Here is a 14,218-nt window from a genome sequence, read left to right as displayed (position 1 = left end):
GGGGCAGCGAAGGGCCGGGCAGGCTAACGACGGGGGCGGCGGCCGCGCTATCGCAGGCGAATGACAGTGGCATGACAGCCGGGCGCCGTTCATCGGAGTGCCGGACCGGGCCGTCGTGGCACCGCCGGGGCGGCGTCTCTGGCAGAGTGCGGCGATGCCTGCCTCCGCCGATCCGCACGCGCCCGACGCCGACTCGCTCGGCGAACCGCAGCCACGCCCCGCGCCCGCCCACGTCGTCGCCGCCGCCGTCTGCGCAGCCGCAGGCGCGGGCAGCCCCGCCACTTTGGCGCTGGTGCTCGAGACCGACGGGTCCACCTACGCGGGGGCCGGGGCGATGGCGCGGTTCGGGCCGGGGACGACCCAGCTGGGCTGGCTCAGCGGCGGATGCCTGGAGCCGGAGATCGCACGCTGCGCCGGCGAGGTGGCCGCCAGCGGGCGGATCGGCTGGATGGAGATCGACACCCGCGACGACGCCGCGCTGCTGTCGGGCTCGGCGCTCGGTTGCCGCGGGCGCCTGCGCCTGGCCCTGCTGCCGGTCGCGCAGCTGCCGGGTGTGCAGGCGCCGCTGCAGGCGTGGCTGGACGGCGACGGCGACATGCGGTGGTCGATCGGGCAGGACGGACGCGTCGCGCTCGGCGCCGGGGCGCAGGCCCAGGCCTGGCGCCTCGACGCCGCCGCGCCCGGATGGATGTCGGTCGAGACCTGGACGTTGTCGTCCGCCGCGCGGCCGCAGCTGCTGCTGTGCGGCGGTGGCCCCGAGACGCCGATGCTGCTGCCGCTGCTGCGCGACCTGGGATGGCGCACCACCCTCGTCGAAGCGCGCGCACGCTGGCAGTCCCTCGCTGCGCTCGCGGACACGCACCGCGCGGACGGCGTCGCGGCTGCACTCGTCGATGGGCCGTCCTACGACGCTGCCCTGGTGATGCACCACAACTTCGAACTCGATCTCGATGCACTCGACGCCTTGTCCGCGACGCACGTTCCCTTCGTCGGTCTGCTCGGGCCGAGACGGCGCTGCGAGGATCTGTTCCGGCTGCTGACCAGCGCGCCGCACGCGGCGCTGCGTGCGCGCCTGCATTCGCCGGTCGGGCTGGATCTCGGCGGACGGGGCGCCGAGGCCATCGCCTTGAGCATCGCCGCGCAGTTGCAGGCCTGGCGCCACGGTCGTCGAACGTGACCGCACCGCATGCGGCGATCGTGCTCGCCGCCGGCGGCAGCACGCGGCTCGGGCAGCCCAAACAACTGCTGCGGCGTGACGGTGAGACGCTGGTCGCACGCGCCGTGCGCCTGGTCGGCGACACCGGTCCCTGCCGGCTGCTGGTCATGCTCGGCGCATCGCGCGACGCGGTGGCGGCCGCGCGGCCTGCGTGGCCCCCGCATGCCGAACTGCACGCGGTTGCGGACTGGCACACGGGGCTGTCGGCCAGCCTGCGCGCCGCGGGACGCGCGCTGCGGGGACATCGCGGCCCGGTGCTGGTCACCGGCATCGATCAGCCGGCGCTCGATGCACGCCATCTGCGCGCACTGCTCGAGGGCGCAGGCGCCGCGCCGTCCGGCTGCGGGGCGGTGATGCACGGCGCGCGTCCCGGCGCACCGGCCGTGCTGTCGCCGGCGCTGTTCGCGCAGGTGGAGGCGCTGGCAGGCGACCGCGGGTTCGGCGCGCTGCTCGCCGCGTTGCCCGAGAACGCGCTGTTCCGCCTGCGCGAACCCGCGCTGGCGCGCGATGTCGACACGCCCGAGGCACTGCGCGCGGCGCAGGTGGACGGCCTGCTCGATCGCGACCCGTGATGGCGTCGGGTGATCCGAGCGATCACGGCGGCGGAAGGCGCCGGGGCGTCCGCCGCGATGCGGGATCGGCGAGGTGTTGCCGCATCCCGTGACAGTGCGCGCATCTCGTCGCGCGCGCGCCCGTTCGCGGATGGCGGGAGGGCAGGGCCCGTCGTCATCCGTGCGCCATCGCGTCGCGGCGTCGGTCGATGCCACCGTGTGGGGCCGTGCGCCGGTGCGCGAGGCGGTGGACGCACCTTGCGTCGCGTCCGATCGCCCTGTCGGGCATGCGCTCGCGCGCAAGCCCGCGCCTGCGGTGACGCCCGCGCCCGGTCGCCCGGGGCGCGGACCGGGCATCGCATGTCGGGCTGCCTCGCTGCAGCGGGGGGCAGGCGCGATGGGCTGTCCGCGAAATCGCACGCGTCCGATGCGCGCGCGCCACGGGATGCTCAGGCCGTGCGCGACAGCATCCAGACCACGACGCACGCGCCTACGATCCCCACCGACAGCGCGGCCCTGCGCCAGCGCTGCGCGCGGCGGCGGTAGCGGGCCACACGTTCGTCGTTGAGCGCGGTCGCGCGGGCGATCCACGGCGCGGTCTCGCGTTCGGCGCGGGCGTAGATGGCCTCGGACCGCGCGGGATCGGCCTCGGCCTGCAGCGCGGCGTCTTCGTAACGCTCGAAGGCACGCGCCTGCAGCGCCTGGATCTCGCGCGCGATCTCGGCGTTCGACAGGGTCTCGGGCGCTGCGCCGCTCATGTCGCGCGCAGGGCCGCGGTGACCGGCAGACGCGCCGCGCGCAGGGCCGGGAACAGACCGCCGACGAGGCCGATGCCCAGCGCCCACTTCAGCCCGTTCCACAGCAGCTCCGGCGATACCTTGAACTGGAACACCACCTGGCTGAAGTTGCTGCCCAGCGTGCTGACGCTGTAACCGTTGAAGATGCTCCACGCGAGCAGTCCACCGAGCAGGCCGCCGAGCAGCGCGAGCAGCATCGTCTCGAGCATCACGGCCACCACCACCGGCAGGCCACGGAAGCCGATCGCGCGCATCGTCGCGATCTCGCGCGCGCGGCCCGCCACCGCCGCATACATCGTATTGAGCGCGCCGAATACCGCGCCCACCGCCATGATCGCGCCGATCACCGTGCCCAGCACGTTGATCAGCGTGGCGAGCTGGCCGGACTGCCTGGCGTAGTAGGCGCGCGTCGTCGAGACGTCGAGTTTCAGGCGCTGGTCGGCATCCATCGCAGCCTTGAACGCGGCGAAGCCGGCCGTGCCCTCGGTGCGCACCGTGATCGACTGGTAGGCGCTGCGGTTGTAGGTCGAGGCCAGGGTCTCGGCATCGGTCCACAGTTCGGAGTCGTGCGCATCGCCCGAGGCGAACACGCCGACGACCGTCCACTGCTGGTTGCCGAGGTTGAGCGTGCTGCCGACGTCGAGCCCGCGGAACTGGCCGCGTGCCCCCTGTCCGACGACGATCTCGCGCAGGCCCGGGGAGAACCGCCGGCCTTCGATCACCCGCACGCGCTCGCGCACCGCCCAGGCCGCCTCGCCCACGCCGCGGAATTGCGCGTTGACGTCGCTGCCGTCGGATCTCGACGGCAGATTGACCACCTGCGACAGCTCCGGCGACAGCAGCGGACGGCCCTGGGCATCCCGCGCGATGCCGGCCAGCGTGCCGATCAGTGGCACCTGGTCGCGGGTGATCACCGAATTGGTTTCCGCCTGCGAGCCGCCGCGCAGCACGATGGCCGAGGTGTCGTCGCCGGTGCTGTCGAGTGTCGCCTTGAAGCCTTCACCCATCGCCAGCATCGCCACCAGCACACCGACCACGCCGGCGATGCCGACCACGATCACCGACGATGCGCCCCAGCGCTGGGGCAGGCTGCCGATCCCGATGCGCGCCGCCGCAAGCGCCAGGCGGCCGCCGCGCGTGAGCACCAGCCACAGGGCGATGAGGACCGCGATCGCCAGCACGCCGTACCAGGGCAGCAGCACCCACACCACGAGTCCGACGATCAGCGCGACGATCGACAGCAGATTCCAGAGCCACGGGCTTTTCATGTCGGTCCGATCCGGTTCGTCGTGCCACGGAAGGAAATGCGCAGGGTCATGGCGTCAGCGCCCCGCCAGCGCGTCGACGATCTTCAGCCGCTGCGCGCGCAGCGCCGGCAGCACGCCGACGACGATGCCGATGCCGATCATCAGCGCCAGCCCGATCAGCCAGGTCTGCGCCGGCACCGTGGGCAGGGCGATCACGCCGCCGCTGGCCGCGCTGACGCCGGGCATGATCGCCGACGCCAGGCCCAGGCCGACCAGGCCGCCGATCACCACCAGCAGCACCGATTCCACCATCACCAGCACCAGCACCGTCGCATCGCTGAAGCCCAGCGTCTTGAGCGTGGCCAGTTCGGGAATGCGCTCGCGCACCGCCTGCGCCATCGTGTTGCCGGTGAGCAGCAGCAGGGTGAAGAACACCGCGCCCATGATCGCGGTGACGATCAGGCCGATGTCGGCGAACTGCTTGGCGAAGGCCTGCTGGAACGCCGACTCGGTCTGCGACTTGGTCTCGCGGTCGGAGTTGGCCGAGAGCGCATCGATGGCCTGGGCCACGCGCGATGCCTGGTCGGCGTTCGCCAGCTGCACGGTGAACCAGCTGACCTGGTTCTTGATGTAGTCGTTGGACTCGTCGAAGTAGGCCCAGTTCATCATCAGCTGGTTCTCGGCGCCGACGTTGCTGCGGTCCTTGACGCGGAAGATCGCCTTGAGCTCCAGCGGCCAGTCGTTGCTGCCGCCGCGCGGGAAGATCGTCGCCTGCAGCGGAATCGTGTCGCCGATCTTCCAGCCGAACTTCTTCGCCAGCGCCTCGCCGACGGCCGCGCCGGCGCGCGTGTCGCGGAAGGCCCGCAGTTGGTCGGGCGGCACCTCGTACTCGCCGTAGACGTCGAAGAAATTCGGCGCGACCGAGAAGTTCGGAAAGAAATTGCGCTGGTCCTGGTAGATGCCGCCGAACCACATCGCGTACGTCACCTGCTGCACGCCGGGGATCGCCTCGATCTCCGCCTGCAGGCGCACCGGCAGCGACTGGGTGATCGACAGCCGCGAGGCGACGATCAGCCGGTTGGCGCCGTCGACGCTGCCGCCCGAGTTGAACGCCACGCGTACCGAGTCGAGCATGCCGAACAGCAGGAACGCCGCCACCACCGACAACAGCGTCAGCAGCGTGCGCGTCTTGCTGCGGAACAGCTGGGCCCACACCAGCGACAGGTATTTCATCGTGCCGTCTCCGGATTGCGGCGGGTCAGTGCGCGCCGAGCGGTGCGTCGACCAGCTCGCCCTTGTCGAGATGGATCGTGTGGGTGGCGTACTCGGCGGCCTTCGGATCGTGGGTGACCATGACGATGGTCTTGCCGTGCTCGCGGTTGAGTTCCTGCAGCAGGCCGAGGATCTCCTCCGCGCTCTGGCGGTCGAGATCGCCGGTGGGTTCGTCGCAGATCAGGAAGGTCGGGTCGGACACGATCGCGCGGGCGATCGCCACACGCTGCTGCTGGCCGCCCGAGAGTTCGTTGGGCTTGTGCGTGCGCCGTTCGGCCAAGCCGACGAGGGTGAGCGCGATCTCGGCGTTGCGCTTGCGCTGGGCCGCGCCCAGCGACGTGAGCAGCAACGGCAGCTCGACGTTCTTCTGCGCGTTGAGCATCGGCATCAGGTTGTAGAACTGGAACACGAAGCCGACGTGGCGGCTGCGCCAGTTCGACAGCTGACCGGCACTCATGCGGTCGATGCGCTCGCCTTCGATTTCGATCTCGCCGGACGTCGGCGTGTCCAGCCCGCCGATCAGGTTCAGCAGCGTGGTCTTGCCCGACCCCGACGGGCCCATCAGCGCGACGAAATCACCGCGCGGGATGTCGAGGTCGATGCCGTGCAGCACGTCGACCTTCTCCGGGCCGCGCTGGTAGGTCTTGTGCAGGTTGCGGATGCTGACGAGGGACGACATGGCGCACTCCGGATGGATGCTGCTCGGTGGATGTGTGGATTCAGCGGCCGGCGGTGTCGGCCATGCGCACCCTCGCGCCGTCGGCCAGCGTGTCGGGCGGGTCGAGCACGACGGTCTCGCCGGCGGTGACGCCCGACAGCACCTGGCGGTCGTTGCCGAGCGCGATGCCGGTCTCGAGCGCGCGTTGCGCGACCGTGTTGTCCTCGCCGAGGACGAAGGCGACTTCGGCGCCGTCGCGCTGCACGATGGCCGCGCCGGGCACGCGCACGCCGCGCGGTTGTTCGGCGGCTTCGGCCTTCGGCGCCTCCAGGAAGCTCACCCGCACGCCCATGTCGGGCACGATGCGCGCGTCCTTTTCCTTGATCGCGATGCGTACCTTCACCGTCGCCTTGCCGCGGTCGGCGGCGGGAATGATCGCGATGACCTCGGCGGGAATCTTCCAGTCCGGATAGGCGTTGAGCGTCGCCTCGACCGGCATCTTCGGCTGCACGCGGCCGATGAAGGCTTCGCCGACGTCCACTTCGATCTCGAGCGAATCCATGTCGACGATCGTGCCGATGCCGGTGCGGGTGAAACCGCCACCGGCCGACAGCGGCGAGACGATCTCGCCCGGCTGCGCGGCCTTGGCGGTGACCACGCCGGAGAACGGCGCGCGCACCACCGTGTTGTCGACACCGAGATCCGCGATCGCGAGCGAATCCGCCGCCACGCGCGCGTTGCGCTGCGCGGTGACCAGCTGCGCGCGCAGCGCGTCGCGCTGGGCGACGGCCTGGTCGTACTGGGCGCGCGAGACCAGCTGCTGGTCGACCAGCGACGCCAGCCGCGCCGCATCGGCCTCGGCCTGGGCCAGCTGCGCCTGCACGCTGCCGGTCTGGCTGCGCGCGGCGGCCAGCTGCGAGGCCGAGAGCGCGCGCTGCGCGTCGGCATCGATCGGATCGAGTGTGGCCATGACGTCACCCGCCTCGACGCGCTGGCCTTCCTCGATCCGCACCTCGCGCACGCGGCCGGTGATCTTCGCCGACACCGTCGCAGTGCGACGGGCGACGACGTAGCCGGTGGCATCGAGCACCGAGGCGTTCGCGCCGCCGGCCCCGAGGGCGACGACCGGCGCGGTACGCACCTCGACGCCGCCGTCGCGTCCCAGCAGCGCCCAGCCGGCCACCAGCACGAGCAGCAGCACGACGCCTGCGAGCACGAGCCACAGGCCGCGCCGCCGCGGCGGTTCGGGCGGCGCCTTCCGGTCGATGCGGAGTTCGTTGAGCAGGTCGGCCTTGGTGTTCATGGGTTCCATGTCGAGCAGGACGGGACAACGGGCACGAGTGTGACCGTGCGCTGCGGGCGATCCAACCTGCCGGAAGTCAACTTCGTCGGCCGGCGCCGGCCGGGTGAGGGCCAGTCTGCGCGCATCCGCTTCGGGGGTCATCTGACGACTGTCACCCCAGCGCAATGACACCCGCGACTGCCCGGGCCGCGCACGCCTGCCGACACTGGCCGCCACACACGGAGGACCCGATATGCATCCAGCCACATCCCGTCCCGATGCCCACCCGCAACCGCTCGCGCGGCTGCGGGACGTCCACCGCCGCCGGGGCACCGTGCAGGCGCTGGGCGGCGTGGACCTGACCCTCGCCCCCGGCGTCGTGACCGCGCTGCTCGGTGTCAACGGTGCCGGCAAGACCACCGCCATCGAGATCCTGCTCGGGCTGCAGCCGGCCGACAGCGGCGAGGCCACGCTGTTCGGCCGCGCGCCGACGGAACTGCAGGCACGTCGGCGGGTGGGCGTGATGCTGCAGCAGGCGCAGCTGCCCGAGCGCCTCCAGGTGGGCGAACTGCTGGCGCTGGCGCGCAGCTGGTATCCGCAGCCGCGCAGCGTGGCCGATTGCGTGGCGCTGGCCGGGCTCGACGGTCTGCTCGACCGGCGGTACGGCCGGCTCTCGGGCGGACAGCAGCGCCGGGTGCAGTTCGCGCTCGCGCTGTGCGGACGGCCGCAGCTGCTGTTTCTCGACGAACCCACCACCGGCCTCGTCATCGCCGCGCGCCGGCAGGTGTGGCGCGCGATCCGGAGCCTGGTCGCCGACGGCGTCGGCATCCTGCTGACCACGCACTATCTGGAAGAAGCCGAGGCACTGGCCGATCGTGTCGTCGTGCTCCATGCAGGCCGGGTGTGTGCCGACGGCCGGGTCGACGCGATCCGTGCCCAAGTCGCGCACCGGCGCATCCGCTGCGTCACGCACCTGCCGGCCGACGTGGTCGCGGGCTGGCCGGGTGTGCGCAGCGCCGAGACCGCCCACGGGCATCTCGTCGCGCTCGTGGAGCAGGCCGAGCCGGTGCTGCGCCGGCTGTTCGACGCCGACCCGCAGCTTGCGGATCTCGACGTGCAGCGTGCCGGTCTCGCCGACGCCTTCGTCGCGATGACGGCGCCCGCCGACACCATGCCCACCTCGGACCGGGAGGCCGCCTGATGGACGCGACGATCGACACCGGCGCACGCGTCGCCCTGTGGCGCTGCTATCTGCTCGACACGCGCTGCGAGCTGCTGCGTCTGCTGCGCGAGCCCATGTACATCATTCCGACGCTGGTGTTCCCGGCGTTGTTCTACGCGATGTTCGGCCTGCTGCTCGGTGCGCGCGGCAGCGCCGAGGCGGCGCGCTACCTGCTGGCGACCTACGGCGTTTTCGGGGCGATGGGCGCGGGCCTGTTCGGTTTTTCGGTCACGCTGGCGATCGATCGCGAACGCGGCTTCTTCGCCCTGCGCCGCGCGCTGCCGGCGCCGCCGAGCGCATGGCTGGTGGCGCGGATGCTGATCGCGATGCTGTTCGCGCTCTGCATCGTGCTCGAGCTCGCGCTGCTGGCCAGCGTTTTCGGCGGCGTGTCGCTGCCCGCGGCGCAGTGGGCGCTGCTGTGGACGGTGACGGTGCTGGGCGCGCTGCCGTTCTGTGCGATCGGCCTGCTGCTGGGCAGCGTGTCCAGCGCGAACGCGGCGCCGGCCTGGGTCAACCTGCTGTTCCTGCCGATGGCCTTCCTGTCCGGGTTGTGGCTGCCGCTGTCGATGCTGCCGGACGTGTTCGCCCGGCTCGCGCCGGTGTGGCCGGCTTATCATCTGGCGCAGATCGCGCTGCAGGTGGTGGGGCAGGGCAGCGGGGGCGCGATCTGGGCGCATGCGGGGGTGCTCGCGGGGGTCGGCGTCGGCGCTGCCGCGCTGGCGATGCGGCGACTCACGCGCGCGGGTTGACGGCCGCGCGTGCCGCACACGCGCATCAACGGAAGGGAGACGGACATGCACAGACAGACGACGCGTGCACGGCGGCACGTGCTGGGCAGCATCGTGACCGGCGTCCTGGTCACGCTGCTGGGCGGGGCGTCCGCGATGGACGCACACGCGGCCCCCGGAGCCGGGGCCGGCCCGCAGTTCGCGATTCGCGACGTGCGCATTTTCGACGGCACGGATGTGATCGAACGCGGCACCGTGCTCGTGCAGGACGGCCGCATCACCGCGGTCGACGCGGACGTCGCCGTGCCGGACGGCATCGACCGCATCGACGGCCGCGGCCGCACCCTGCTGCCCGGACTGATCGACGCGCACGTGCACGCCTGGGGCGAGGCGCAGGCCGACATGCTGCGCTTCGGCGTCACCAGCGGTTTCGACATGCACGGCGTGTCCGACCGGCTCGCTGCACTGCGCGCGCAGCGCGACGACCTCGGCAACGCGGGCCTCGCCGACCTGTGGGCGGCCGGGACGGCGGTCACCGCCGAGGGCGGGCACGGCACGCAGTACGGCTTCGCGGTGCCGGCGGTCACGGCCGAGACGGATGTCGAGGCGTTCACTGCGCAGCGCATCGACGAAGGTGCGGATTTCATCAAGCTCATCGTCGAGGACATGCGCGGCTACGGCGACCGGCGCATTCCCACGCTCGATGCCGACCAGGTGCAGACCGCCGTACGGGCGGCGCACGCGCGTGATCGCCTCGCCGTCGCCCACGTCTCCACGCAGGACAGTGCGCGGGCGGTGGTCGCGGCCGGCGTCGACGGCCTGGTGCACATCTTCGACGATGCGCCGGTCGAGCCCGGACTGGTCCAGGCGCTCGCGCGCCGCGATGTCTTCGTGGTGCCGACGCTGGTGGTGATCGCTTCGGTGGCAGGCGCCGGCGAGGCGGCGCGTCTCGGCGCCGATCCGGCGATCGCCCCCCGTCTTTCGGTCGCCCAGCGCGGCACGCTCGACGCGGCGTTTCCGCTGCCCGCGGCCCCGCGGCGGCTGGACGACGCGATCGCCAGCGTGCGCCGCCTGCACGGCGCCGGCATCACGATCCTCGCCGGCAGCGATGCGCCCAACCCCGGCACGGCCCAGGGCGCCAGCCTGCACGCGGAGCTGGACCTGCTGGTGCGCGCCGGCCTGGCGCCCGAAGAGGCCCTGGCCGCGGCGACCACCTGGCCGGCCGAGCGCTTCGGCCTGACCGACCGCGGCCGCATCGCGCCCGGGCAGCGTGCCGATCTGCTGCTCGTCGACGGCGACCCGCTGCAGGACATCACCGCCACGCGGCGCATCGCCGGCGTGTGGAAGAACGGGCATGCGGTGGCGCTCGACGCACCGGCCGCGGAGGCCGCCGGGGCCGAGGTCACATCGGCGCACGGGCGGGTCAGTGATTTCGAAGACGGCCTGTCCGCGCGCTTCGGCAGCTGGACGCCGACGACCGACCAGATGGCCGGCGGTGCCTCGATCGTCGCCCACACCGTCGTCGACGGCGCGCTGCAGGTGCGCGGCGAGGTGCGACCGGGCTTCGCGTTTCCGTGGTCGGGCATGATGTTCTTCCCGGCCGCGCAGCCGATGCAGCCGGTGGATCTGTCGACACGCGAGACGCTGGTGTTCCGCGTGCGCGGTGACGGGCGCACGTACAGCGCGATGCTGTTCTCCGGCGCGCCGGACGCTGCGATGCCGGCCGTGCAGGCCTTCGTCGCCGGTCCGGAATGGACGCAGGTGCGTCTGTCGCTCGCGGACTTCGCCGGTGCCGATCTGACCCGGGTGCGCGGCATCGCATGGACGGCGGGCGTGCCGGCCGGTGCATTCGAGTTCGCGCTCGACGACGTGGCGGTGGAATGAATCGCCACGTCGCCACGTGGTGGGCACGCGCGCACCGGCCTGCCCCGGATTCGGTGCTCGGCCTGGCCCTCGCCCAGGGCCGGCCCGCATGGGGCGAGCTGATCCACGCGCTGTGGTCGGTGTGGGTGTTCGTCGTGCCGATGTTCTCGCCGTACGGCTACGACCTGCGCTGGGCGTTGCTGACGTTGCTGTCGTATCCGGTCTTCCTCGCGCTGTTCTGCGGCGCGTTGCTGTGGCCGCGGCGGCGCGCGCCGTGGTGCGCGCTGGCGATGATCGCGCTGTGCATCGTGCTGTTGCCCTGGTATGTCTCGGGCCTGAGCTATTTCGTGTTCGGGTGCGTGTTTCTCGGCGCGGTCACCCGCAACGCGTTGTGGCGCTATCTCCTGATGCTGGCCGCGCTCAACCTGCTGCTGGTGGTCTGGGCCCGGTGGCTGGGCTATCCCTGGACGGCACTGGCGTGGATGCCGGTGACCACGCTCGTCATCGGCGTGCTGGTGCACGTGGAACGGATGAAGCAGAGCCAGGACGCCGCGCTGCGGCTGTCGCACGACGAGGTGCGGCGGCTGGCGGCCGTGGCCGAGCGCGAGCGTATCGGGCGCGACCTCCACGATCTGCTCGGCCACACGCTGGCGATGGTGGCCTTGAAGGCCGACCTGGCGGCGAAGCTGGTCGACCGCGACGCGGCAGCGGCCGGGCGCGAGATCGGCGAGGTCGGCGACATCGCACGCGATGCCCTCGCGCAGATGCGCCAGGCCGTCAGTGGCATCCGTGCCGCGCGCATCGCGGCCGAACTCGCCGCCGCGCGTCTGCTGCTGGAGACCGACGGCATCGAGCTCGACGTCGCCGTGGCGCAGGACGCGCTGGGCGAGGATCTCGCCCCCGACGCCGAGAGCGCACTCGCGCTGGTGTTGCGTGAAGCGGTGACCAACGTGCAGCGCCACGCGCGGGCGCGCCGTGCCCGGATCGAACTCGCACGCGACGGCGGCGGGGTTCGCTTGCGCGTCGTCGACGACGGACGCGGTGGCGCGATGGTGCCGGGCACCGGCATCGCCGGCATGCGCGAACGTCTGGCCGCGCTGGAGGGCCGCTTGCAGATCGACGGTCGGCCCGGACGCACCTGCCTCGAGGCGTTCGTACCGGCGCAGGGGCGACCGGTCTGAGCGGCGTCGCCATCCGCGCGTGCGGCTGCTAACGTCGCCGCGATGTCCCGCATGCCCACTGCCGACGCGCCCCTGCGCATCCTCATCGCCGAGGACCAGGCCATGCTGCGCGGCGCGCTGACCGCGCTGCTGAATCTCGAGGACGATCTCACCGTGGTCGGCAGCGCCGGCGACGGCGAAACCGCATGGCGCGAGCTGCAACGGCTGTCGCCCGATCTTCTGCTCACCGATATCGAGATGCCCGGGCTGAACGGGCTCGAACTCGCACAACGCATCCAGCGCCACGAACTGCAGGTGCGCGTGGTCATCGTCACCACGTTCGCGCGGGCCGGCTTCCTGCGCCGCGCGCTGGATGCGGGCGTTGCCGGCTACCTGCTCAAGGACGCGCCGGTGGAGCAGCTGGCCGATGCGCTGCGGCGCGTGCATGCGGGCGGGCGCGCGATCGATCCGCAGCTGGCGCTCGATGCCTGGAGCGAACCCGACCCGCTCAGCGATCGCGAGCGCCAGGCCCTGCGCCTGGCGGGGCAGGGCATGAGTGCCAGCGAAATCGCCGCGCAGCTGCACCTCTCGCACGGCACGGTGCGGAACTACCTCTCCGAGGCGATCGGCAAGCTGGGCGTGGGCAACCGTATCGAGGCCTATCGCCTGGCGCGCCAGAAGGGCTGGCTGTAGACGGGCGCAGCATGCCGCGCCCGGCCGCATCGGGCCGTTCCGCCCGCAAACGAAGCACCGGGGAGGAGCGAGAACGCGCAGGCGGGCGCGTCGCATGCCCGGCCCGGACCCGGCCCCGTCAGCGCGCCGGCCCGACCGCCGCGAGCGATGTCCGTTCGATCTGCGCGTACAGGGCGAAAGCGTCCTGCACCGGCGCGCCCAGCGCCGCTTCGAACGCCGCCTGGTTCGCCTGCGCGGCATAGGCGCGCTGTTCGTCGCCGCCGAGGTTGGACTGGAAGATGCCGGCCGCGCTCACCGGCAGGAAATCCTCGTAGACCACCGGGTCGGCGCTCACCAGGCCGGCGGCGATCGCAGCGTCGATGCCGAGGCGCGTCACCGCCGACGGATCGGCACGGCCGGCCTCGGTCAGCGCGTAGCGGTAATAGCCCAGGCCCTCGCGGCGCAGCGTGTCGTCGTCGTCGGGAAACGCGGTGAACGCCGCCGCCAGACGCGATGCGTAATCGCCGGTGCTGCCGGCGCCGTCGGCTTCGCGTGCACGGGCGAGCAGGGTGTCGTAGAGCGCACGGCCCTTCGGCGTCAGTGCGAGGCCGCGCTGTTCGATCTCGCCGAAACGCGCGGTGTGGGTGCCGGCATCGGCGCTGTCGCCGGCGGGAAACCGCACCGGCTCCTGCAGCGCCTTGAAGCTGGTCTGGCGCAGCAGGATCGGACAGCGGCGCCGCGGCGGGCCTTCGATCACCGCCTTGGCGTCGATGCCGCGCGCCTGCATCGCGGCCTGCGCGGCGTCGATGTCCAGCGTGCGCGGCGTGAGGTGGTTGATGTGCGGGCCGCGGAAGCAGACCACGTCGGCGATCAGCCGGTGCGCGGCCAGCAGCGCCTGGTAGGTCGCATGCGACACGGTCGCCTCGCTGTGCCAGCGGAAGGTTTCCAGTGCTTCGGCGACGAACTCGGCGGCCTCGTCGGCGGTCAGGCCGCCGGCCTGCTCGAAGCGCTCGATCAAGGCCAGCGCGCGCGGGGTGAAGATCTCGCGCGCGTCCAGGATCGCCGCGGCGGTCTCGCGCAGCGCGGCATCCTCGATCAGCTCCAGCCGCAGCAGCGAGGTGAACACCCGGAACGGATTGCGCGCCAGCGATGCGTCCTCGACCGGACGGAACGCGGTCGCGTGCACCGGCACGCCGGCGACGGCCAGGTCGTAATAGCCGACCGGCTGCATGCCCATCACCGCGAACAACCGGCGCAGCGTGGCCAGCTCGCGCGCGGTGCCCACGCGGATCGCACCGTGGCGCTCGGCGTCGAGGCGGTCGAGCGCATCGCTGCGCTGCAGGCGGGCCGCGAGTGCGGGATCGGCGCCGAGCGTGGCGGCGTTGACCTCGGCCACGAGGTCCATGAGATCGCCGTACAGCGGCACCTCGTCGCGGTACATGCGCGACATGGCCTGGGCGAACAGATGGCGGATCTCGTCGGGGTGCAGGTGCAGGTGCGGGGAGGCGGACATCGGAACCGGGCTGGCACCGGGCGCGGCCCGGCGGACC

At 72.3% G+C, this 14,218-nt stretch carries 13 protein-coding genes; 7 read left to right on the top strand and 6 right to left on the bottom strand.

Annotated features, from left to right (window positions below; all coding sequences use genetic code 11):
• Positions 1-154 precede the first annotated feature (154 nt).
• A complete protein-coding gene (locus tag PQS31_RS11220) occupies positions 155-1,177 on the top strand; it encodes an XdhC/CoxI family protein (protein WP_272762818.1) in 1,023 nt (340 codons plus the stop codon).
• Positions 1,174-1,788, top strand: a complete 615-nt coding sequence (locus PQS31_RS11215) for a nucleotidyltransferase family protein (protein ID WP_272762817.1) — start codon at positions 1,174-1,176, stop codon at positions 1,786-1,788. Before PQS31_RS11220 ends, PQS31_RS11215 begins: the two co-directional genes overlap by 4 nt.
• Before the next feature lie 428 nt (positions 1,789-2,216).
• Here the strand turns inward: PQS31_RS11215 and PQS31_RS11210 are convergent, their stop codons facing one another.
• The 5 genes from PQS31_RS11210 to PQS31_RS11190 are packed head-to-tail and all read right to left on the bottom strand — an operon-like array spanning position 2,217 to position 7,044.
• The gene (locus PQS31_RS11210) at positions 2,217-2,525 is read right to left on the bottom strand and encodes a hypothetical protein (RefSeq protein WP_272762816.1); all 309 of its coding nucleotides are present in this window, start codon (positions 2,523-2,525) and stop codon (positions 2,217-2,219) included.
• Positions 2,522-3,832, bottom strand: a complete 1,311-nt coding sequence (locus PQS31_RS11205; RefSeq protein ID WP_272762815.1) for an ABC transporter permease — start codon at positions 3,830-3,832, stop codon at positions 2,522-2,524. Before PQS31_RS11205 ends, PQS31_RS11210 begins: the two co-directional genes overlap by 4 nt.
• Positions 3,833-3,886: 54 nt before the next feature.
• Complete coding sequence (locus PQS31_RS11200; RefSeq protein WP_272762814.1) at positions 3,887-5,044, bottom strand: FtsX-like permease family protein; 1,158 nt, start codon at positions 5,042-5,044, stop codon at positions 3,887-3,889.
• A gap of 25 nt (positions 5,045-5,069) precedes the next feature.
• Positions 5,070-5,762 (bottom strand): ABC transporter ATP-binding protein, encoded by a 693-nt coding sequence (locus PQS31_RS11195; protein ID WP_096210694.1) that lies wholly within the window; start codon positions 5,760-5,762, stop codon positions 5,070-5,072.
• 40 nt (positions 5,763-5,802) lie between these two features.
• Positions 5,803-7,044: an efflux RND transporter periplasmic adaptor subunit gene (locus tag PQS31_RS11190; protein ID WP_272762812.1), complete on the bottom strand. Its 1,242-nt coding sequence runs from the start codon at positions 7,042-7,044 to the stop codon at positions 5,803-5,805.
• Positions 7,045-7,276: 232 nt separating this feature from the next.
• On the opposite strand from PQS31_RS11190, the gene PQS31_RS11185 reads away from it, so the two are divergent.
• Genes PQS31_RS11185 through PQS31_RS11165 form a run of 5 tightly spaced genes read left to right on the top strand, consistent with a single transcriptional unit; the run spans position 7,277 to position 12,689 of the window.
• Positions 7,277-8,224 (top strand): ABC transporter ATP-binding protein, encoded by a 948-nt coding sequence (locus PQS31_RS11185; RefSeq protein ID WP_272762811.1) that lies wholly within the window; start codon positions 7,277-7,279, stop codon positions 8,222-8,224.
• Positions 8,224-8,994 (top strand): ABC transporter permease, encoded by a 771-nt coding sequence (locus PQS31_RS11180; RefSeq protein ID WP_272762810.1) that lies wholly within the window; start codon positions 8,224-8,226, stop codon positions 8,992-8,994. Before PQS31_RS11185 ends, PQS31_RS11180 begins: the two co-directional genes overlap by 1 nt.
• Positions 8,995-9,039: 45 nt before the next feature.
• The gene (locus tag PQS31_RS11175; RefSeq protein ID WP_272762809.1) at positions 9,040-10,857 is read left to right on the top strand and encodes a CIA30 family protein; all 1,818 of its coding nucleotides are present in this window, start codon (positions 9,040-9,042) and stop codon (positions 10,855-10,857) included.
• A complete protein-coding gene (locus PQS31_RS11170) occupies positions 10,854-12,017 on the top strand; it encodes a histidine kinase (protein WP_272762808.1) in 1,164 nt (387 codons plus the stop codon). Before PQS31_RS11175 ends, PQS31_RS11170 begins: the two co-directional genes overlap by 4 nt.
• 51 nt (positions 12,018-12,068) lie before the next feature.
• Positions 12,069-12,689 (top strand): response regulator transcription factor, encoded by a 621-nt coding sequence (locus tag PQS31_RS11165; protein WP_272762807.1) that lies wholly within the window; start codon positions 12,069-12,071, stop codon positions 12,687-12,689.
• A 118-nt stretch (positions 12,690-12,807) separates the two neighbouring features.
• On the opposite strand, the gene PQS31_RS11160 is transcribed toward PQS31_RS11165, so the two are convergent.
• The gene (locus PQS31_RS11160; protein WP_272762806.1) at positions 12,808-14,181 is read right to left on the bottom strand and encodes a VOC family protein; all 1,374 of its coding nucleotides are present in this window, start codon (positions 14,179-14,181) and stop codon (positions 12,808-12,810) included.
• Between the last annotated feature and the right edge of the window lie 37 nt (positions 14,182-14,218).

The organism is Luteimonas sp. BLCC-B24, assembly GCF_028550595.1.
Classification (GTDB): Bacteria; Pseudomonadota; Gammaproteobacteria; order Xanthomonadales; family Xanthomonadaceae; genus Luteimonas.
This window is presented reverse-complemented; position numbering and strand designations above follow the sequence as displayed.

Bases quoted from the DNA above. Each gene is read 5' to 3' on its own strand.
- PQS31_RS11220 (WP_272762818.1), top strand. From the start codon at position 155: ATGCCTGCCTCCGCCGATCCGCACGCGCCCGACGCCGACTCGCTCGGC.
- PQS31_RS11175 (WP_272762809.1), top strand. From the start codon at position 9,040: ATGCACAGACAGACGACGCGTGCACGGCGGCACGTGCTGGGCAGCATC.
- PQS31_RS11180 (WP_272762810.1), top strand. From the start codon at position 8,224: ATGGACGCGACGATCGACACCGGCGCACGCGTCGCCCTGTGGCGCTGC.
- PQS31_RS11210 (WP_272762816.1), bottom strand. From the start codon at position 2,525: ATGAGCGGCGCAGCGCCCGAGACCCTGTCGAACGCCGAGATCGCGCGC.
- PQS31_RS11190 (WP_272762812.1), bottom strand. From the start codon at position 7,044: ATGAACACCAAGGCCGACCTGCTCAACGAACTCCGCATCGACCGGAAG.
- PQS31_RS11170 (WP_272762808.1), top strand. From the start codon at position 10,854: ATGAATCGCCACGTCGCCACGTGGTGGGCACGCGCGCACCGGCCTGCC.
- PQS31_RS11195 (WP_096210694.1), bottom strand. From the start codon at position 5,762: ATGTCGTCCCTCGTCAGCATCCGCAACCTGCACAAGACCTACCAGCGC.
- PQS31_RS11160 (WP_272762806.1), bottom strand. From the start codon at position 14,181: ATGTCCGCCTCCCCGCACCTGCACCTGCACCCCGACGAGATCCGCCAT.
- PQS31_RS11165 (WP_272762807.1), top strand. From the start codon at position 12,069: ATGCCCACTGCCGACGCGCCCCTGCGCATCCTCATCGCCGAGGACCAG.
- PQS31_RS11205 (WP_272762815.1), bottom strand. From the start codon at position 3,832: ATGAAAAGCCCGTGGCTCTGGAATCTGCTGTCGATCGTCGCGCTGATC.
- PQS31_RS11185 (WP_272762811.1), top strand. From the start codon at position 7,277: ATGCATCCAGCCACATCCCGTCCCGATGCCCACCCGCAACCGCTCGCG.
- PQS31_RS11200 (WP_272762814.1), bottom strand. From the start codon at position 5,044: ATGAAATACCTGTCGCTGGTGTGGGCCCAGCTGTTCCGCAGCAAGACG.